At 51.9% G+C, this 18,884-nt stretch carries 14 protein-coding genes and 3 pseudogenes; 6 read left to right on the forward strand and 11 right to left on the reverse strand.

Annotated elements, in window-relative coordinates; genetic code table 11:
- Positions 1 to 91 (forward strand): annotated as a pseudogene (locus H6F76_RS04135) (IS1 family transposase); the annotation flags it as partial.
- A gap of 42 nt (positions 92 to 133) precedes the next feature.
- Here the strand turns inward: H6F76_RS04135 and H6F76_RS04140 are convergent.
- The 6 genes and pseudogenes from H6F76_RS04140 to H6F76_RS04170 form a co-directional block, all read right to left on the reverse strand.
- On the reverse strand, positions 134 to 508 hold the full coding sequence (locus H6F76_RS04140; RefSeq protein ID WP_242036519.1) for an FAD-dependent oxidoreductase: 375 nt from the start codon (positions 506 to 508) through the stop codon (positions 134 to 136).
- Positions 509 to 926: 418 nt separating this feature from the next.
- Positions 927 to 1,157, reverse strand: coding sequence for an FAD-binding protein (locus H6F76_RS29965; RefSeq protein ID WP_206754327.1), 231 nt, complete (start codon positions 1,155 to 1,157; stop codon positions 927 to 929).
- A gap of 62 nt (positions 1,158 to 1,219) precedes the next feature.
- The gene (locus H6F76_RS04155; protein ID WP_190506196.1) at positions 1,220 to 1,873 is read right to left on the reverse strand and encodes a glycerophosphoryl diester phosphodiesterase membrane domain-containing protein; all 654 of its coding nucleotides are present in this window, start codon (positions 1,871 to 1,873) and stop codon (positions 1,220 to 1,222) included.
- A gap of 179 nt (positions 1,874 to 2,052) precedes the next feature.
- Positions 2,053 to 3,060, reverse strand: coding sequence for an SDR family oxidoreductase (locus H6F76_RS04160; protein WP_190506197.1), 1,008 nt, complete (start codon positions 3,058 to 3,060; stop codon positions 2,053 to 2,055).
- Positions 3,061 to 3,182: 122 nt separating this feature from the next.
- A pseudogene (locus tag H6F76_RS30275) lies at positions 3,183 to 3,629 on the reverse strand (alpha/beta hydrolase); the annotation flags it as partial.
- 74 nt (positions 3,630 to 3,703) lie between these two features.
- Entirely contained in the window at positions 3,704 to 4,600 is an 897-nt protein-coding gene (locus H6F76_RS04170; protein ID WP_190506198.1) for an NmrA/HSCARG family protein, read from the reverse strand.
- A gap of 305 nt (positions 4,601 to 4,905) precedes the next feature.
- Here H6F76_RS04170 and H6F76_RS04175 point away from each other — a divergent pair, with 305 nt between their 5' ends.
- On the forward strand, positions 4,906 to 5,865 hold the full coding sequence (locus H6F76_RS04175; protein WP_190506199.1) for an MBL fold metallo-hydrolase: 960 nt from the start codon (positions 4,906 to 4,908) through the stop codon (positions 5,863 to 5,865).
- 63 nt (positions 5,866 to 5,928) lie between these two features.
- Here the strand turns inward: H6F76_RS04175 and H6F76_RS04180 are convergent, their stop codons facing one another.
- Together H6F76_RS04180 and H6F76_RS04185 are read right to left on the reverse strand one after the other, a co-directional pair.
- The gene (locus H6F76_RS04180) at positions 5,929 to 6,552 is read right to left on the reverse strand and encodes an NAD(P)H-binding protein (protein ID WP_242036520.1); all 624 of its coding nucleotides are present in this window, start codon (positions 6,550 to 6,552) and stop codon (positions 5,929 to 5,931) included.
- A 158-nt stretch (positions 6,553 to 6,710) separates the two neighbouring features.
- Positions 6,711 to 7,439, reverse strand: coding sequence for an alpha/beta hydrolase (locus H6F76_RS04185; protein ID WP_242036521.1), 729 nt, complete (start codon positions 7,437 to 7,439; stop codon positions 6,711 to 6,713).
- Positions 7,440 to 7,859: 420 nt separating this feature from the next.
- On the opposite strand from H6F76_RS04185, the gene H6F76_RS29545 reads away from it, so the two are divergent.
- The 3 genes from H6F76_RS29545 (at position 7,860) to H6F76_RS04195 (ending at position 12,400) form a co-directional block, all read left to right on the forward strand.
- Entirely contained in the window at positions 7,860 to 9,107 is a 1,248-nt protein-coding gene (locus H6F76_RS29545; protein ID WP_199321905.1) for an NB-ARC domain-containing protein, read from the forward strand.
- A 54-nt stretch (positions 9,108 to 9,161) separates the two neighbouring features.
- A complete protein-coding gene (locus tag H6F76_RS29550; RefSeq protein ID WP_199321906.1) occupies positions 9,162 to 11,540 on the forward strand; it encodes a WD40 repeat domain-containing protein in 2,379 nt (792 codons plus the stop codon).
- Between the two features lie 620 nt (positions 11,541 to 12,160).
- On the forward strand, positions 12,161 to 12,400 hold the full coding sequence (locus tag H6F76_RS04195) for a hypothetical protein (RefSeq protein WP_190506205.1): 240 nt from the start codon (positions 12,161 to 12,163) through the stop codon (positions 12,398 to 12,400).
- A gap of 145 nt (positions 12,401 to 12,545) precedes the next feature.
- Here H6F76_RS04195 and H6F76_RS30280 read toward each other — a convergent pair whose 3' ends face one another.
- Positions 12,546 to 16,619, reverse strand: a complete 4,074-nt coding sequence (locus H6F76_RS30280; protein ID WP_190506208.1) for a PAS domain-containing protein — start codon at positions 16,617 to 16,619, stop codon at positions 12,546 to 12,548.
- On the reverse strand, positions 16,616 to 16,906 hold the full coding sequence (locus H6F76_RS04205; RefSeq protein WP_190506209.1) for a helix-turn-helix transcriptional regulator: 291 nt from the start codon (positions 16,904 to 16,906) through the stop codon (positions 16,616 to 16,618). The genes H6F76_RS30280 and H6F76_RS04205 overlap by 4 nt, the downstream gene beginning before the upstream one ends.
- A gap of 164 nt (positions 16,907 to 17,070) precedes the next feature.
- Here H6F76_RS04205 and H6F76_RS04210 point away from each other — a divergent pair.
- Positions 17,071 to 18,147: pseudogene (locus tag H6F76_RS04210) on the forward strand (ATP-binding protein); the annotation flags it as partial.
- 30 nt (positions 18,148 to 18,177) lie between these two features.
- On the opposite strand, the gene H6F76_RS04215 reads toward H6F76_RS04210, so the two are convergent.
- Entirely contained in the window at positions 18,178 to 18,615 is a 438-nt protein-coding gene (locus H6F76_RS04215) for a hypothetical protein (RefSeq protein ID WP_190506213.1), read from the reverse strand.
- Between the last annotated feature and the right edge of the window lie 269 nt (positions 18,616 to 18,884).

Below are 18,884 nucleotides of genomic sequence, written 5' to 3' on the forward strand. Positions count from 1 at the left end.
TAAAACGCTCTCGTTCTCAAAGAAGTTGGAGAATCACATTGGCGCGATTTGGTACTTCATTCATCACTACAATGCAAGTTTGCACTCTTGACCATTACTCTTACAGGACTACCCCCAGTCTAACCATTTTAGATTACCGAAGCTGAACCAGATTTTCTTCAGTCAAAGTGCGATTGATGGCTACAGCAGCGAGCGTCCCACTTGCGACTGCTACGGCGATCTGTGAATAGGGGCTAGACACATCGCCCACCGCGTAAAATCCAGGAATCGAGGTTTGCTTACTCTTATCCACTTGTACGACGTCATTGCTGCCAAACTTACACCCTAACTTTGTGGCTAGATGGCTGTGCTGATACGATGCAGGGCGCAGCAAGATACCGTGGCGGGGCAGCACTTCATTGTTTGTAAAGACAATACCTGTTAGCTTGTCGTCTTGATATTCGAGTCGAGCAATTTTTTCTTCGCGTAGCTGACCCCCCCCAATCTGATAACTGCTGTCGTTGCTCATGAGTTAATCCGGCAGGACCATCGGAACAGAGCACTAAATTGCGGCTCCAGTTGGTCAACATGAAGGTCATTTCAAGTCCTACCTCACCTTTGCCATAAATGGCTAAAGGTTGATCTCGCACTTCCCAACCATGGCAGTAAGGACAGTGGAAAATGCTGCTACCCCAGAGTTCTGCAAATCCATCAATTGTCGGAAGTGAATCTTTCATTCCGGTGGCTAACAGCAGTTTGCGACCGACAAACTGGTTGCCATCACTCAGGGTCACTTGAAAGCGATCGCCCAATTTTTGAGCATCAACCACTTCACCCACCTGAATTTCAACACCATCATAAGGACGCAGTTGCTCGCGTCCAATTTGCAGCAGTTCTGCAGGTGAAATGCCATCCCTAGAAAAGAAACCATGGGCAGCTTGAGCAACTTAATTGCGTGGCTTTCCAGCATCACAGACTAAGACTCGTTTGCAGGCTCGTCCGAGCATCAAAGCAGCAGTTAAACCGGCTGGGCCGCCACCGACGATGATGACATCAAAAACATCAGTCCGTGAGTTAACATTCATAGCTTGTTCTAATATTGTTAGCAATTGAGTCGGCAGTAAGAGAACATTGAAACCTGCCATTAAGTGGTGTAGATGAAGAAGGCGATCGGTCAAAAACTATCCACCTTCTTTAAGCAGCTTTGTCCAGAAAAGGCACTTAGGTACTAACTCTGCTTCTAAAGATCAGCACTGCTAGCTGGTAAACCCACGATGTCTGCATAGGCGGCAGCGATCGCACAAGCACTGAGCGGAATCGTCACTAGCAGACCCACACCTAGCAACAAAACACCCGCTAAGTTGAGTAGTACCAACACCAAAGCAAAGCCAAGGAAAGAGAACCACTGCTTGGAAATTAGCTTGCGGCTCAACTCCATCCCAGCCCAGAAGTTCATCTTCCTTTCGAGTACTAGGGGTAGGGCAAAGATGTAGGCGACTGCTAGGTAAAGACCCGGAATGAGAAACAGTAATAACCCAATACCAATCACCAGGCTAGAAACGAGACTGACCAGGAACAGCGGCAAGTAGTGATTGAAACCTCTGAAGAAATCACCAAACGTTGTGGCTCGCTTTTTCAAAAGTTTAAATGCCACGATTAGAAAGCCTGCATTTAAAGGAGCAGAGATTAAGAGGCTGATGAATCCCTCTAGAGTGACAGACTGACTCACTTTGGCAATCGCAACATTAACCAAGAAAAACAAAAGTGTAAAGCCAGCAAACCCAACAGGATTTTTCTTGAATGTTTTCCAACCGCTGCCAATGTACTCGTTGATCTTAACTGTGTAGCTTTGTTGAAGTATGCCTTCAAGCCCCGCTGAACCGTAACTTTTCATGGTCGTTATCCCCAAATATTGTTGGCATCGAGTTGACAGTAAGAGGAAACTGAAATCTAGCATCGAGTATCGAGTGTGTTAGGCGATCGCAACCGCAGGTCGCCAACGATACAGGGGTCAATCAGCGTGGAACTGATTGTCATGGCATGCTTGGTTGCGACGCCATGACAACACAGTTTCTAGCCTGAAATGCCCCCCAGCATGGCAATCAATCCGCTGGCAGCAACGACTGTGATCGCGCCCCATTTGATCGGTGGGTTTCTATCGAGCCAATCTGTGAAGCTGGGTACGCTCAAATTGCCAAAGTCGCCCTCGACGGTGTCGTAACCAGAGATTGGGGCGTATAGGTTGTCGGGTGCATCTGCCGCTTTTGGCTCACCTGTTAGTTGAGCGGTAAAGCCAACCTGAAGAAACAAGCGATCGACAATCGACGGGGCAATGCGTTGCAGCATCTCCAAAATTCGCCCCATGTCACCCACCACAAAGTCACGGGTAGGGTGTTCAGCCGCATATAAAATGGCATCGGCAACGGTGCTGGGTTTGTTGTAAGGCGGTAAGCCAGCAGGCGCGACTCCCATCTTTGTCCGAATTTTGTTGAAAATGGGAGTATTCGTGATGGCGGGCATCACATTCGTGACGCTAATTGGCTGTTTCTGGTGCTGCAACTCAATGCGCATGGAATCCAGAAAGCCTGCTACGCCGTGCTTGGAAGCTGCATAGGGACTTTGTAAGGGAAACGGCACTCTTGCCGCTAATGAGGAGACGTGAATGAGTGCGCCACCTCCCTCCTTTTTGAGGTGTGGTAGAGCGACCATCGCGCCATAGGCTTGCCCATTCAAGTTGACAGCAATGACTCTTCTAAATTCTTCCGGTGTGATTTGGTCAAACGGGGCGACAACGCTGGTTCCGGAGACATGCACCCAGGTATCAAGTCGTCCATAAGTGGCAATGGTCTGAGCAGCAATCGCCTTCACCTGTTCAAATTCGCTGACATCGGCAATGACGGCGATCGCATCTCCACCCAACTGTTTAATTTCATCTACCAACGTTGCTAATCCAGATTCGCCACGAGCAGCAACCACAACCTTTGCCCCTCTTTTAGCAAACCGCAGAGCTGTCTCTCTGCCAATTCCACTGGAAGCGCCAACGATGGCAACTACTTGCTGACTGATCGGCTTTAATTTCATGGGTTCTACTCCTAAAATCGAGTCTTTTTGCATACAGTCCCCAATGCTTGCGGCGAATGATTGCCAGTACTTACACCGGGGTTCATGCCTTTGAGAAAGATGTCTCACCGCAATGTCCAGTGTTAGTCCTTGAGGAACGATAAAAGGTCGTTGTTGAGTTGTTCTTTGTGCGTGTCGGTTAGACCGTGGGGTGCATCTGGATAGATCTTCAGGGTGGAATGCTTCACCAGTTTGGCGGCGGTGATCGCAGCGGCACCAATCGGTACAATCTGGTCATCGTCACCATGAATAATCAGCGTTGGCACGTCAAACTTTTTGAGATCTTCCGTAAAGTCAGTTTCAGAAAAGGCTTTGATACTGTCGAAGGCGCTCTTGTGTCCCGCCTGCATTCCCTGCAACCAAAACCAGTCAATCATGCCCTGAGAAACCTTGGCACCCGGACGGTTGGAGCCGAAGAAGGGTCCGCTAGCGAGATCTTTGTAGAGCTGCGATCGATCAGCCAGAGAGCCAGCGCGAAGTCCGTCGAACACGTCGATTGACAGTCCATTCGAATGATTCTCTGTCTTCAGCTAGGTTCAAAGGAACGAAGGCGCTGGCTCGACAGTTACTTCGTTGTTCTCAGTCTTCGAGTGCTTTCAAGGGATCATTGACCCGACATTGGCTGCGCTTCTGGCTGGTTTTGCCAGCCGTGATCGCGCAAATAAGCTTCAAAGTCAGTCGGTGCAGAAAAATCACGTTTCAGCTGTGCTAAATCTGCTGCGTAGCCGGTGCTCTCAAACCAGCGATACATGATCGTCAATTCTTCTCCAATTTGCTGCTCAAACGCTTCAAACGGGATTTGTTGGTATTGGACGGTTTTTCCTAGAACTCGGCTGAACGCAGCCGCGATTTCCGACATGGTCATGTCCACACTGGCAAGTTCAATTTCGCCGTTCATGAATTCTGCGGGGCGATCGAAGACATCAGCGACCATCTCCCCATAATCTTCTTCAGAAAGCTGCTGCAACTTCGTTTCAGGGCTCAAGGGCTGAAAGAGCGTTCCAGCCTCAACCATCGAGCGCATCATGTTGTAGTTGTAAAAGAAAAAAACGGGTCGCAGGATTGTGTAGGGCAACTCGCTGGCTCGGATGTATGCTTCGACTTGAAACTTGCTGTCGAAATGCGGAATACCCGTGTTGCGTTCGGCACTACCTACCGAACTGTAGACGAAGTGCTGGATGCCCGCCGCTTTCGCTGCGTCTGCAACCGTTTTGCCCTGACGGATTTCGGTGTCTACTCCATCTTGAAAGATCTGTAGCGAGAAAACACCGTAGGCACCTTGCAAAGCGCGATCGAGGGAAGCGCGATCGTTGAGATCACCAACTGCGAGTTCTGCGCCTGCTTGTTGGAGGGCTTGAGCCGCAGGCTTGTTGGAGTCACGCACCAAAGCTCGAACCTTGAAATTGCCGCGTTGCAACAGATGACGGGCGATCGCGCTGCCTTGATTGCCGGTAGCGCCGGTGACTAAGATCAGTCGTTCTGTGTTGCTTGACTGTGTCATGGAATTTCTCCTGAATCGGTATAGGTTGGGTTTAAGGCGAAGGCGCTGACTTGTCCTTTGCTTCGTTGTTCTCATTCTTCAACAGACCGTCCATTTAGCCAACGCAAGTTCCTTGAGTTAAAGCTGCAACTTAGCGTGAAGCGTAGTCTTCCTCATCACCAGGCTGTAAGGCTCCAGTCTTTCTGGTGGAAAATGGCTTTAACTTGTCGTTTCATGAGTGGCTATTGAGTGGTGCAATTGGGTAAAGTTTTACCAACTAAGTTTGTGTTGCATCAATTTTCAATTACCACTGGAATCGCTCGAATATGTTTTTTAGACTTGCCATCGCTGTTATCACCGCAGTGTTGATGATTGCAACCTCAATGATGTTTCCGGGCATGACCGCAGAGAAAACGGCGAAACCTCAAGTTCCGGGTGTCTATCAATTCGAGTTAGGCGATTTCACAATTACCGCCCTCAGCGACGGCACAGTGCCATTGGATCTGCATCCCATCCTGACCAATACGAACCAGTCCGAAATCGATCGCCTCCTGCATCAAAGCTTCCTTAAAAACCCTGTTGAAGCTTCGATCAATGTCTTTCTCATTGACACTGGAGACAAGCAGGTGTTGGTAGACACAGGTTCAGGGGAATTGTTTGGAGAACTAGGCGGCAAGCTACCAAGGTCGTTGCAGACAGCAGGTTATACAGCCGACGAGATCGATATGGTTCTCCTTACTCATATCCATACCGATCACAGCGGTGGTTTGGTTGTCGGTGGTCAACCCATGTTTCCTGCTGCTACGGTCTATGTCGGCAAACCCGATCTTGATTTTTGGCTTGACCCTGCTATTGCAAAGCGATCGCCAGACTTTCAAAGATATTTCAACGAAGCAGTTAAGACAGTCAAACCCTATCTCGATAGGGGCAAGCTGAAACCGTTTTCGGGCGAGACGGTGATTCTACCTGGGATTACCGCACGCCCCACGCCAGGACATACACCCGGACACAGTTTCTTCTTGGTGGAAAGCCAAGGCAAGAGTATTGAGTTTTGGGGTGATATTATGCACGTTGCCTCGGTTCAATTGCCGAAGCCCGAAATCACGATCGACTTCGACATTGATTCGAAGGCCGCAGCAGGACAACGGGCAAAACAATTTGCTGATGCAGAAGCATCCCGTCGTCTCGTCGCAGCCGCTCATGTCTCTTTTCCAGGAGTCGGTCATCTTCGTGCAGACAAGCAGGGCTATGCTTGGGTGCCTGTGGAGTATCGCTGGCGTGAATGATGAAGTTGCGCTGCGAAAGGAATAAGACCTTGAAGCGTCCAGCTATGCCGCGAGTACGCCATGTTAGCTGTTGGCGATCGTTACGGCTTGATTCACGTGCGTGTCTGTAGTCAACTGCTCTACGACGAACACGGCTAGATCGGCGCGGGTTACCTGTCGGCCCTTCTCTACCCCTGAGAGCACACGCACAGAGCCGACAGCAGGCTGGTCGTTCAACACAGCGGGGCGGATTAGCACATAAGGGACTCCTGCCTGTGCGATCTCCTGTTCCATGACAGTCTTATCCGCTGTCGATCCACGTAGGAATGTGGGCAACAGCAGCAACCGGAACGGGAGCGTTGCTTGCGCCGTGCTGTCTCCCACACCCAGAGCTGAGATCGCGATGATCCGGCGTATGCCGTGCTTCTTTGCGGCTGCGACGATGGCGCGAGCAACCCGTTGTTCGATCTCTGTCTTCTGCCACGGCGTCTTGCTGCCGACTGTATCGATCACGGCGTCTTGACCAGCTGTCGCGTGGGACATCGCCGCTTGGTCGGTTGCATCCCCCGTGAAAACGCGAACGTTAGGCGGGGCGGTGTAGTGAGTACTATCGCGCATGAAGGCCGTTACGGTGTGACCAGCAGCAATGGCTCGGTCCACCACCTGTCTTCCCGTCTTGCCCGCCGCTCCGATCACTAAGACATTCATTGTGGTACCTCATTGGGGTGTATCGCAAAACTAAGTTAATGGTTAGGGGGAGAAGCCTAAAACTCCCCCCATTGCTTGCTATATCTACTTCTTCTCTAGAAAGGACAGTACTTTTTGCCTACTGTTATTCAGAAGTTTTTGTGCCACACTCAGCTTCTCTACTCTGCGGTTGCAGCATGCTCAATGACTCTAACGACGGCATCTGGATGAGAAACCATCACTACATGCGATGCGCCATTCACGACAACCGTTTCCTTCGAGTTGGCACGCTCTGCCATGAAAGAAAGGGCTGCCTCCGGAATATTTAAGTCGCGATCGCCATAAATGAACCAGGACGGGGTGGACTTCCAGGCAGCGGTACCAGAGGTTTCGTTAAGAGCAGCTTCCGTGATGGGTCGTTGAGTGCTAGCCATTAGCTGTGCCGCTGCGACAGGTACATCTGCAGCAAACTGGGCGTGGAATTTGTCTTGCTGGATATAAAGATCTTGACCCCCATTAGGTATTGCAACAGGTGCCGCAAGCGCTGGCCCAAGGGTGCTGCCAGGATAACGTCCTGAGAGTTCGACGGCGGTCTCCCCTGCATCAGGAGCGAAAGCCGCAACATAGACGAGTGCCTTCACGTTGTTGTTGTCATTGACCGCGTTAGTGATCACCGCGCCTCCGTAGGAGTGTCCGACTAACACCGTAGGACCCTTAATGCACTTGAGGACACTGGCAACATAGTTCGCGTCGCTTTTCACGCCACGTAGAGGATTGGCTACGGCAACCGTCGGGTAACCCTTTTCGTGCAGTTGGGTCAATACGCCATTCCAACTAGAAGACTCAGCGAATGCGCCGTGAACAAGAACGATAGTGGGTTTGATGTCTTGTGCGTTTGTGGTGTTCATGACAGTTCCTAATGAAGTGATTAGAGTGGTTCCTAAAAAGAGTGCGACGAGCAAAAACAAACGGGTGCCGCTTCTAAAAGTGGGCATGTTCATGTTTTGGGCTCCTTGGTGTTCGTCTCCTGGTTGAATACTTCTTTGAGCCCTTTTCTAAAAGCTAGCCAGTACGATCGCAACGCTGTTTAGTAGGGGCTGGGTTCGAGCTGAACGAAGGCGCTGACTCAACAGTTGCTTCGTTGTTCTCATTCTTCAACAGACCTTCTATTGAGACCACGCAAGTTCCTTGCGTTAAAGCCGCAACTTATGGTGAAGCGTGGTATTCTTCAGGAAAAAAAGCACTGATTCAGTAGTTTGCAAGGCGCACAAAAGGATGCAGCCCCCTATAAAAGAGACTGCCTTGCCCTTCAAGCCGGCAACTTGTTTATGAATGCTAATGCCAAGAAAGCCAAGCGCAGTGGAGTTGCCTCGGCACGAGTCAGAGGAGTCATTCTATCACCGCATGGATGGCAGCGCTTTCAAGCGGCAAAACAGCAGGCAGAGTCAAAGGAAAGTTGGGGTAAGCGGTTCACGCAGGAAGATCTCAACGATCGCACAGGACTATCCCCCAATACCCTAGCCCGAATCCTTAATCGCGCACTGGGTGTCGATCGACAGTCGCTAGAGATCCTGTTTCAGGCATTTGGGCTAGAACTCACAACGGCTGATTATGCACCCCCTGCCGCAGCCCCTAAAACATTAGAGTTGCAGCGAGAAGATCCGCAGCAGGACTGGGATAACGCAGTTGATGCCTCAGTGTTTTATGGTCGTGAAACCGAATTGGCGCAACTGTGGCAGTGGGTAGTAGCTGAACGCTGTCGCGTAGTCGGGCTACTGGGGCTCGGTGGGATTGGCAAAAGTACGATCGCTGTCAAAGCAGCACTACAGATGCAGTCTGACTTTGAGGTTGTGGTATGGCGATCGCTTGCCAACGCACCCTCCTTGGATGACCTCCTGACCAGCCTACTGAAATTTCTGATGCCGCTTCAGGGAGATGCTCCGCTGATCCCGGCTACGCTCAATGAAAAGCTTGTCTTGTTGATGCAATATTTGCGATCGCAGCGCTGTCTATTAATTTTGGATAACGCTGAAACGATTTTGCACAGTGAACAGGTCGGGCAGTGGCAGTCTGATTATGAAGCTTATGGGCAGTTCTTAAGAACGCTAGGAGAAACGACTCACCAAAGCTGCTGCTTGTTGACTAGTCGTGAGAAACCCCGTGAAATCGCTTTGTTGGAGGGCGAGCAGAGCGTTGTGCGATCGCTTTCTCTCAGTGGACTCACGCCCGATGATGGACGCGCCATTTTTCGGCAAAAGGGAGCCTTTACAGGGTCAGAAGCCGAGTGGCAAACCCTGATTAACCACTATGGTGGCAACCCTTTAGCGTTGAAATTAGTGGCATCTGCTACGCAGGATTTGTTTAACGGAAGTATTGCTGAGGTAGTCAGCTATCTCAACCAGGGAACGTTTGTGTTTGAGGATATTCGCAATGTCCTCGATCGCCAATTCAATCGCCTATCGAGCGAGGAACAGAAAATTCTCTACTGGTTTGCCATTTACCGCGAGCCGGTGGCGATTTCAGAGCTTCGCGAAAACGTTATTGGCGCAGCCTCACAGCAAACCGTTCCCCAATAAGTCAATTCCCTGCTCCGGCGCTCGCTACTCGAAAAAATAGAGGGATTATTTTTCTTGCAGCCCGTTGTGATGGAATATGTCACAGAACGGTTGATCCAACAGGCCTGCACAGAATTTACAACCCGACAGCTTGATGTATGGCAAAGTCATTCATTGCTTCGAGTACAGGCGAAAGACTATATTCGAGAAATGCAGCTGCGATTAATTTTGCAGCCTGTGATGGCATGGCTTTTATCGGCTTACCGAAATGTGTCCGAAGTTGAAAATAGAGCAAGGCTACTTCTCACACAACAACGGTCAGAATATGGAGCAGGATACGCGGCTGGGAATTTGATCAACCTGCTGGTGCAGCTCAAAGTAGATTTGCAGGGTTCCGATTTTTCTGAACTCGTAGTGCGGCAAGCCGACCTGCGGCAGATTAATTTAGTAGGGGTCAATTTTCAAAATTCTGATTTAGCAACATCCCTTTTTTCAGAGACCTTGGGGGTGCCAACATCGGTTGATATTAGCCCAGATGGACAAGTTTTTGCCGTGGGCGATATCAGCGGTTTAGTGTATTTGTGGAATATTGCATCCCATCAACTCATTGCGACGTTTGAAGGGCATTGCGGTGGGGTTTGGGCGGTTGCATTTAGTCCCGATGGCAAGACGCTGGCGAGTGGCGGTAATGATGCGATGGTACGGTTATGGAATGTGCAAAGTGGTCAGTGTTTGTGGATTTCGACAGGGCATACAAGTCGAATTTGGTCTTTAAGCTTTAGCGCTAATCGTCAATGGTTAGCCAGTGGTAGTGATGATCAAACTGCAAGAGTGTGGAATTTACAGGGTGACTGCCTGCACGTTTTAAAAGGACACACCAAAAACGTTTATTCCGTTCATTTCTCACCTAACCATCCAACTTTGGTCAGCGGCAGTAAGGATACCTCGATTCGGCTTTGGGATGTTGAGACTGGAAAATGCCTAAATGTGCTGCAAGGGCATGCTTCCGGTGTTCGCTGTGTGCGCTACAGTCCGGATGGTCAACGGTTGGTAAGTGGCGACCTCGATGGCTGCATTCAACTATGGAGTCATCCGCTCGATTCTAAAACTCATTCATTTAATTCTGAATTATTACTGCGGGGGCATACCAATTGGGTTCGGAACATTGTATTTAGTCTAGAGGGTGACACTTTAGTAAGCGGCAGTGATGATGGCACCCTTCGGCTTTGGAATGTCCAAGACGGATACTGTACGAATATTCTGGGTGAGCAGACTGGACCAGTTCTAGCACTCGCCATTAGTGTTGATGGTCAGATCTTGATCAGCGCCAACCACGATCGGACAGTGCGAACGTGGCAGATGCCGAGTGGGCAAAGCCTTAAAACGTTGAGCGGCTATACCTATGGAGAACACTGCTTAAGTTTTAGTCCTGTCACAGTTACAGCAGTTCAGCATCAGAATAGTTCTGCCACAGCGGGAACCGAGTCAGCTACTATGAGTCACCTACTTGCCAGTAGTAGTAGCCAAACCGGAACAATTCACTTATGGCAGTGGCAGGTGGATCTCGATCCACTCAGCTTGCCTCCCTGGAAAATCATCTACCGAGAAAACAGCCAGATTTCAAATTTAAGCTTTAGCCCGGATGGTCAAACGATCGCCACCAATGGGGAAGATGGCTCCGTTTTTCTATGGGATGTGCAAACAGGACAGGGCGATCGCTGGATTGCTCACGATGCTCCTGTGTTAGCAGTGCGTTTTAACCCCGTTGGGCGAACCCTAGCAAGCAGTAGCTATGACCGAACAGTGCGTCTGTGGGATGTACAAACTCACCAATGCTTACAAGTGCTACGAGGTCATCAGAGCAGTATTCGGGCAATTGCCTTTGATTCCAACGGTCGAACGTTGGCAAGTGGCAGTTATGACCAAACCATTCGGCTATGGGACGTGCAGACAGGGGATTACCTGCGGGTGCTAGAAGGACACAAGGGCGGGGTTTACACGCTAGCCTTTCATCCAACCAAGCCGATTCTGGTGAGTGGCAGCTTTGACCAAACGATTCGATTGTGGGATGTACAAAGCGGAGCCTGTCTAAGAATATTACAGGGGCATACCAGCATTGCATTTACCATTGCGATTAGTCCGGATGGTCAAACTATTGCCAGCGGCAGTGATGACCAAACCGTTCGCCTCTGGAATTTGAAGACAGGAGAATGCCTTCATGTGATAGATGAACACACTAGTTGGATCGCATCAGTTGTCTTTAGTCCTGACGGTCAAATTCTATTGAGTGGAAGCTTCGATCGCACCATCAAACTGTGGGATGTCGCAACAGGACGCTGTATCAAAACGGTGAGAGGCGATCGACTCTACGAAGGCATGAATATTCAAGGCGCAACAGGATTGACAACAGCTCAGAAAACAACATTAAGAGCCTTAGGAGCCATTTCACAGTGAAGCGTTTATCTACAACACTATCGTTTGCATAGCGTCTTGCAAAAAACTGTCTGTGAGATTATTGAGAGCGGCAATCACAATTGCCTTAAACTCAAAGCCAATCAAGCGAAACTGCCATGAAGTGCAATGAGGCTGGAACTATTACAGTGTAAGAGATTGAGGGTAGTTATGCCGTACTATTTTTTGTCATCTTCTACATCAGCCTCTACTAGTTGACGAATTTGCGTTGTTTCAAGCTCTGGCTTTGGTCTGATTGCATCTGGTGACAGCTTCGCTTCAATGAGACCAACCTGAGCAGAGCAAGCTCCCGGAGCCGATCGCCTGGGTTCGTTGCCCCCCGGAGCAGCAGTGCAAGTGGGTCGGCGGTCTGCTTAGTTGCGGGTGGCAGCAACTAACCACGAAAGAATGAGCCTTAGTAGCAAGGCTCGAAAGGACTGCCTTTTGAGCCCATGGCTCACTTTGACCCGCCCCGTTGCCAGACCCCTTTTTGCCCTGAGAACGCTTGCAATCTTTATTTGGGTAGATGTGACGTTCCCGACGTTTGTTGACAATCATGATATTGACCGAGTGGGCATGTGCCTTGTGTAAGTCGCTGCACCGCTAGCTTCTGCTGCACTCAAATGAAAAAATTCTCTCTCCCGGTTGACGAACAAGAAAGTATCCTTTGTTCACAGCTTGTGCAGCACAACATTAAGTACTCGCAAGCAGTTGCCGTCTCCAAGCTTCTGGTAGCCCAAGGAAGCGGTCGGGCTTTGACTGAGGCAGAGTCGCAAATGACGCACCAGGTTTGTCGGCAGTGGTTAGAGCAGCGGCAACGACAGCAGCGTTTAGCGGCATTGCTTGAGCAGTTGCCCGGTTAGAAGAACGCTTTAAAACTCACTGACATGCGGCAAGCTACTTGTTCCTAGGGCTGAAGCCCTTGGTGTAGAGCCGCACTCCTTGCGAACGTTTAGCTTCTGTGTGCTCAAGCGATCCTGCGTCTGGCTTTCAGGCGGCAGCGACACCCTAGTTGGGCTGGAGCAGGTGCACAATGGCACTCACCAAGCATTCCGGCTCTAGTGGTTTCGTCAAGTGCTGCTGAAAGCCAGCTTGCAGGGCACGTTCTTGGTCGCTTGCGGCGGCATAAGCTGTGAGGGCGATCGCGGGCACGCTCCCGCCCTGAGCGAGTGGACGGGAGCGAATTTGCTGCATGAGTCTGTAACCATCCATGTCTGCCATGCCGATATCGCTGACCAGGACATCGGGTAGACCTTGCTCCAACGCCTGCAACGCTGCGCTACCGGAAGCCACGGCGGTGACGGTTGCCCCGTATTGCTTGAGCAGAAACGCTTCAAACTCACGCGTATCGTCATCATCCTCAACCAGCAAAACTTGCACGTTGTCTAAGGGTGTAGCGGCAGCGGTTGGCAGCTGCTTTGGTGCCGCGGCAAACGGCAGGTCCAGTAGCAGGATCGGTAGCTGCACACTAAAAGTGGTACCTTGCTGCTCGCCTTGACTTTCAGCTGTGACCGTACCACCGTGCAGCTCCACAATTTGCCGCACGATCGCTAGCCCCAACCCTAGACCACCAAATTTGCGCGTCGTAGAGCCGTCTTCCTGCCGAAACGACTCAAACACATGGGGCAGAAAGTCCGGACTGATGCCCTTGCCCGTATCGCTGACTCGCATTTGCACCATTGCCTGACCCAAGCCGTCTGCGGCCGCTACTTGCCGCAGCAGCACCGTCACCTGTCCGCCAGGGTCTGTGAACTTGACCGCATTGGTGAGTAGGTTCCAGACCACCTGTTGCAGCCGCTCTGCATCGCCAGAGACCGGCGCCACGTCTGGGTCCAGGTCAAGCGTGATGGGAATCTTTTTCGCGGCGGCCGCTAAACTTACGGTTTCAGCGGCGGACGTAATCACAACGGCCAAACTAACCGGCGTCGCTGTTAAGGTCAACTTGCCCTGCATGATGCGGGAAATGTCGAGCAGGTCTTCGATCAGTTGCGCTTGCAGTTTCGCGTTACGCTCGATCGTGTCTAAAGCATTCCTTCGACGGGCAGCATCGAGGTTGCCATCTTGTAATAACCGCGTCCACCCCAAAATGGGGTGTAAGGGCGAGCGTAATTCATGCGACAGCACCGCCAGGAATTCATCTTTAAGACGATTGGCGCGATCGGCTTCGGCGCGGGCTGCTTGTTCAAGGACAAGCAGCTTTTCTCGTTCGGCTGCTGTCTGCCGTTGCTCAATCAGATCGGCCGCTTGACGCACGAGCAGATCGAGAAACCGCAACTCGCGCTCACTGGGTCGGTGGTGTGCGTGCCAATGGGTGGAAACCATCCCGATGATTTTGCCGGCACGGGTGATCAGCGGGGTGGACTGTCCAGAGCGGTAGCCAGCCTCTACCAGCAGGCGCAGCGAACCGTCGGGGTCCTCGCTTTGGGGCCCATCGAAGTCAACGAAGGTGCGACCGCCGCTGCCCAGCGCTAAACCACAGGGTGTGTGTGAACTCGCCTTCACGCGGTAGAAAGTTTCGGTTATCTTTGGCTCAAAGCCTTGGTTGGCAAGCAGCACCAGCTCTTGGGTGGCTACGTCCAGAATTTGCACCGTGCCAGCCTCTGCCCGTGTCAGCGCGATCGCGGTAGACAAAAGCGCTTGGTACAGCGTTTGAATATCATCTTCGTTGATCAGCCGTGCCCCTAGGTCGCGCAGCCGCTGCATATCTTGCAAATCGGCTGCGACCACCGCTTCGGCACGAGCGCGTTCGACTGCCGCCCAAGTGCGCTCGGCGACTTCTTCCGCCAGCATTATCTCATCCGGTGTCCAAACGCGCGCCTCGCTTGTGTGAATCGCCAGCCCCGCGACGAACTTGCCCTCCTTAACCAGCGGGACGCTGATATGAGCGCCAATTTCGAGCGCAGCATAGGCTGAGCGTTGCTCTGGTGAGAGGTTGGGATCGGCGGGCACATCGGACACGGATACGGTGTGACCGGCGCGGAAGGCAGCAAGCAGCTTCGGTCCAAACGAAGCAATCGGGTAGCGTCCAGTGAGTCTTGCGGCTCCATTGACGTAATCGCGCTCAACCACGTAGTCAGTGTTGTTCACCTCGAAGTAAGCTACACGGTTCGCACCGAGATATTCGCCTAGCACACGGCTTGCCATTGCCTGCATCGCTACTGAGTCAATCATTGGGCGCAGCGCGTCAGTTAGAGAGACACGAAACGCATTGAATGCCGCCGCTTGCCGCAAAATTTCTTCTGCCCGTTTGCGCTCGCTAATGTCTTTGAAGACGATCGCTACTTTTCGCTCCTCCGGCTCTCCTGTGCGGTAGGCATAGACATCAAACCAGCGATCGAGGGTGGCGGAGCCATTTTCAAACCGGATCGCTTTACCCGTCAGCGCGACTCGACCGTACGTTTCAATCCAGTGTGCTTCTAGATTAAGCTGACGCGCTGTTTTGCCAACGGCTTGTGGCAATCCGGCTTGTTGCTCAAAGCTGGGGTTGATTTCCAGAAAGCGGTAGTCGAGCGGCGTATCGTCAGTATCCAGCAAAACTTCAACTTCACAAAAGCCTTCATCGATCGACTCAAACAGCGTCCGATAGCGTGCCTCAGATTGGCGCAAGGCGGCGGCAGTCTGAATCTGCTCGGTGACATTGTTGAAATAAACGGCGATACCGTTTGCGGCGGGGTAAGTGCGGACATCGTACCAGCGATTATGGTCGGGATAAAACGCCGTCAGTGCTCCCGGCACACGATCGTCCATCGCCTTTCGGTAGACAGTTTCAAATTCGTTGCCTGCTACACCGGGATATTCTTCCCAAAAATCTTTGCCAATCAGGTCGCGGCGATCAAGCAACGCTGCGCCAGATTGATTTATGTAAGTAAACCGCCAGGTTTCATCAAGGGCAAAGAATGCCTCAGCAATGCTTTCCAGAATGTTGCGCGTCTTCTCCTCGCTTGCCCGCAGGACACTTTCCGCTTGCATTTTCTCGGTGACGTCTCTGAAGTAAACAGTGATGCCGTCTGCGGCAGGATAGAGGTAAACTTCATACCAACGGTTGTGGTCAGGGTAGAACGAGACAAACGAAGCAGCAACCCGCTCGCTGGCGGTGCGGCGATAGGCTCGCTCGAATTCCGTGCCGACAGTGCCCGGATAGGCTTCCCAGAACACCGTGCCGAGCAGATCGCCTGGAATCCGATTAAGGATGCGTTCTGCCTGCGGATTCACATAGGTAAAGCGCCAAGCTTGGTCAAGTGCGAAGAAGCCATCGGTAATGCTCTCTAAAATACTGCGGCTCTGGGCTTCGCTTGCCTGTAAAGCTTGTTCTGTCCGCTTGCGATCACTGATATCGTTGACCAGTGAAACAAACCCCTCAACGGCTCCCTGAGCATCGAAGCGCGGCACATAGGTGGTACTGACGTAGCGAGTGCCGCCCTCTTTGTGAGGCACCTGGTGCTCAAAAGTGACTGGCTGGCCGGCCAGGACTTGCTCGATATACGGACGAATCGCTTCGTAGACAGCTTCACCTAACACTTCTCGGACGGGCTTGCCATAGACTTCCGTTAGCGGTTGCCCAAACCATGCTTCGTAACCTCGACTGTTGAAGCGGTAGCGTTGGTCTGCATCGACAAAGGCAATTAAGGCGGGGACGGCATCGGTGACTAAACGAAGTTCCGCTTCTCGTTGTTCTAAGGCGGCTTCGGTTTGCTTGCGATCAGTAATATTGGTAAACAAGAGGGCAAACTGATGACTTTGTGGCTCACCCATGCAAAAGGCGTGGACCTTAAACCAACGGTTCATGGTGATCGCCTGCTGCTCAAAGCATATCGGTTCCCGGGTGCGCACGACGCTGCCATAGAGCTCAAACCAGTAGGCTTCATGCTCGGGCACCAATGCCCGTATCGTTTTACCGCTTGCTTGCTCTAAGCCGGTCAGCCGCTCAAAGGCTGCGTTCACTTCGAGGAACCGATAATCATTGGGTACACCGTGCTGATCAAACAGCAGTTCGCAGAGGCAAAACCCTTCCTCCAGCGACTCCAACACGGTGCGATACTTTGCGGCGGCTTCGGACCGTCCCTGGTGTGCCTCTCCCCTCATGCTTTAAGCGTTCTGTCCAGAACGTCTTTGCCTCGGTTCGCCTGGCTGGGTGCTCGTAACGTCATTGCGGGTGACGCCGCTAACTGGTGCAGCAAAAGTTCAATTTGTTTCAGGGCTAACGGCGAAGGAGTAGCGTGCCCGTTTTCCCAACGATTGATGGTGGGGAAGCTAACGCCCAGTTGCGCCGCAAACTTCTCCTGGGTGAGCTGCAAGGTGTGCCGCAGCGCTCGAATCAGTTGACCAATGGCTGGCTGCTCTATACCGGCATAGTCTTGATGAAACGCCATGGCACTCACAATTTATAAAGGTCGGTATGCCTATCAGCTTCGGTGAGGGTGCAAGCGCTGTCAATCCGCCACTAGAGAGACGCAGCTACTTGGAGGGAAGGCACCTTTGTGTGGTCCAAGGTGGTGTTGTCTAGCCAGACGCAGACGCAAGAGAGGGCTAACGGGTTGAAGCCAACGGGATTCAAGAACTCAGCAGTCTGTCTCTGTCGTTCAACGCCATGGCCGGTCAACTGCGCGGCTCGTTCACCGCCCTCGAGTCAAGCAACGCCGAGTTAGAGCACCGTGTGCAGCAACGCACTTCCGAACTGAGCCAAAACAGTCGCCAACTCCAAACCACGCTCGAAGCGTTGCACCAGACGCAGACCCAAATGGTGCAGAGCGAGAAGATGTCGGCACTGGGGCAAATGGTGGCTGGCGTCGCTCATGAAATTAATAACCCCGTCAATTTCATTCATGGCAATTTGAACCATGTGGAGGCGTACACACAGGAGCTAGTGGGTCTGCTGCAACGCTATCAGAGCACTTACCCGCAGCCACCGCAGGACTTGCAGGCAGCAGTGGAGGACGCTGACTTAGCGTTTTTGCTCACGGATCTGGTCAAGATGTTGCAATCCATGAAGGTGAGGACAGAACGCATTCGCGAAATTGTGCTGTCGTTACGCAACTTCTCGCGGTTGGATGAAGCGGAGTTTAAGGCGGTGGACATCCATGAGGGCATTGAGAATACGTTGGTGATTCTGCGGCACCGCTTCAAGGCACGGGCCGAACGACCCGAGATTCAGGTGGTGAAAGACTACGGTCCCTTACCGCTAGTGGAGTGTTATGCCGGACAGCTCAATCAAGTCTTTATGAACATTCTGAGTAATGCGATCGATGCGTTTGAGGAAGCGAATCAGGGGCAGTCCTTTGAGGCGCTTGCAGCGAAGCCGAACACGTTGTGGCTGCAGACCGCCGTGACCGGTCAGGGCACCGTCCAAATCATCATCGCGGATAATGGTCCTGGCATGGCCGAGACGGTGCGGACCCGTTTGTTCAATCCGTTTTTTACCACGAAGGCAGTGGGTAAGGGCACGGGCTTGGGGCTCTCGATTAGCTATCAAATTATTACAGAGAAGCATGGGGGGCGCTTGTCTTGCCACTCCACACCGGGACAGGGGGCGAAGTTCATCATTGAGATTCCCATCCAGCAAGCCACTCCAGTACGGAGTCAGTTGCCGCTCTCTCAAAGCAGCGAGCCGTGAGGAACGACATTGCCAGTTAGGCTCTAGCCACTACTGCGCCTTAAAGTCACTACAGTCTTCACCATTGCCATAGGGATGCATCCCATAGACCAGGAGCGTCCCGCTATAAGAGCGCCTGTGTCGGTGGCGACAACCTTGGCAGCGAGCCGGTTGTTTGACGGTTGGGTGCGACCGCTCCTGCCGCAGTTGCTCCAGTACTTTAAGGCGCTCAAGTAGCAACCCAGCCCGCTCTAGCCGCCGGTCATACGCTGCCAGTTCATGCTGATAGCGTTCAGTCGGCACCGTCAAGCGATACCGGACGCCACCATCCGCCTGTGCTCTAGCTTCGCTGGCTTCAGGATGCAAGAGTAGAGTGAAAGCGAGGTCGTCTTGCCTCGGTCTAAACTCCAGCACTTCACCAAAGATGATGGCGCTGCTTTCTAGGCTTAAAGACCAGCGGCTGCTTTCGCGCAATTGGTCGTGAGGCACCGTAAATGTGAGCAGTACCCTGCTCTGGTAAGGTTGAAAAGAGACCAGTGATGTGACTGAGCAAAAGATTTTGCGCAATTTGCAAATAGGTAGCACAAGCTTATAAAGTTGAAACCTGTGCGCGTTGCAGGGTTTAATTCACTTCCAATTGCTGTTCCTTCAATGCAGTTGGATGTCAACTTATCAGAAGCTAGAACACTAGACTGGAGCTGCTCTCACTCGTTGCGCAACTCATTTGCAAATTGCGCTATATTTTCTGCTCATTCACA

The organism is Leptolyngbya sp. FACHB-321 (assembly GCF_014695975.1).
In the GTDB taxonomy this organism is placed as follows: domain Bacteria; phylum Cyanobacteriota; class Cyanobacteriia; order Leptolyngbyales; family Leptolyngbyaceae; genus Stenomitos.

Bases quoted from the DNA above. Each gene is read 5' to 3' on its own strand.
- H6F76_RS30280 (WP_190506208.1), bottom strand. From the start codon at position 16,619: ATGAGGGGAGAGGCACACCAGGGACGGTCCGAAGCCGCCGCAAAGTAT.
- H6F76_RS29545 (WP_199321905.1), top strand. From the start codon at position 7,860: ATGAATGCTAATGCCAAGAAAGCCAAGCGCAGTGGAGTTGCCTCGGCA.
- H6F76_RS04180 (WP_242036520.1), bottom strand. From the start codon at position 6,552: ATGAATGTCTTAGTGATCGGAGCGGCGGGCAAGACGGGAAGACAGGTG.
- H6F76_RS04205 (WP_190506209.1), bottom strand. From the start codon at position 16,906: ATGGCGTTTCATCAAGACTATGCCGGTATAGAGCAGCCAGCCATTGGT.
- H6F76_RS04155 (WP_190506196.1), bottom strand. From the start codon at position 1,873: ATGAAAAGTTACGGTTCAGCGGGGCTTGAAGGCATACTTCAACAAAGC.
- H6F76_RS04170 (WP_190506198.1), bottom strand. From the start codon at position 4,600: ATGACACAGTCAAGCAACACAGAACGACTGATCTTAGTCACCGGCGCT.
- H6F76_RS04195 (WP_190506205.1), top strand. From the start codon at position 12,161: ATGAAAAAATTCTCTCTCCCGGTTGACGAACAAGAAAGTATCCTTTGT.
- H6F76_RS04140 (WP_242036519.1), bottom strand. From the start codon at position 508: ATGAGCAACGACAGCAGTTATCAGATTGGGGGGGGTCAGCTACGCGAA.
- H6F76_RS04175 (WP_190506199.1), top strand. From the start codon at position 4,906: ATGTTTTTTAGACTTGCCATCGCTGTTATCACCGCAGTGTTGATGATT.
- H6F76_RS04185 (WP_242036521.1), bottom strand. From the start codon at position 7,439: ATGAACACCACAAACGCACAAGACATCAAACCCACTATCGTTCTTGTT.
- H6F76_RS04160 (WP_190506197.1), bottom strand. From the start codon at position 3,060: ATGAAATTAAAGCCGATCAGTCAGCAAGTAGTTGCCATCGTTGGCGCT.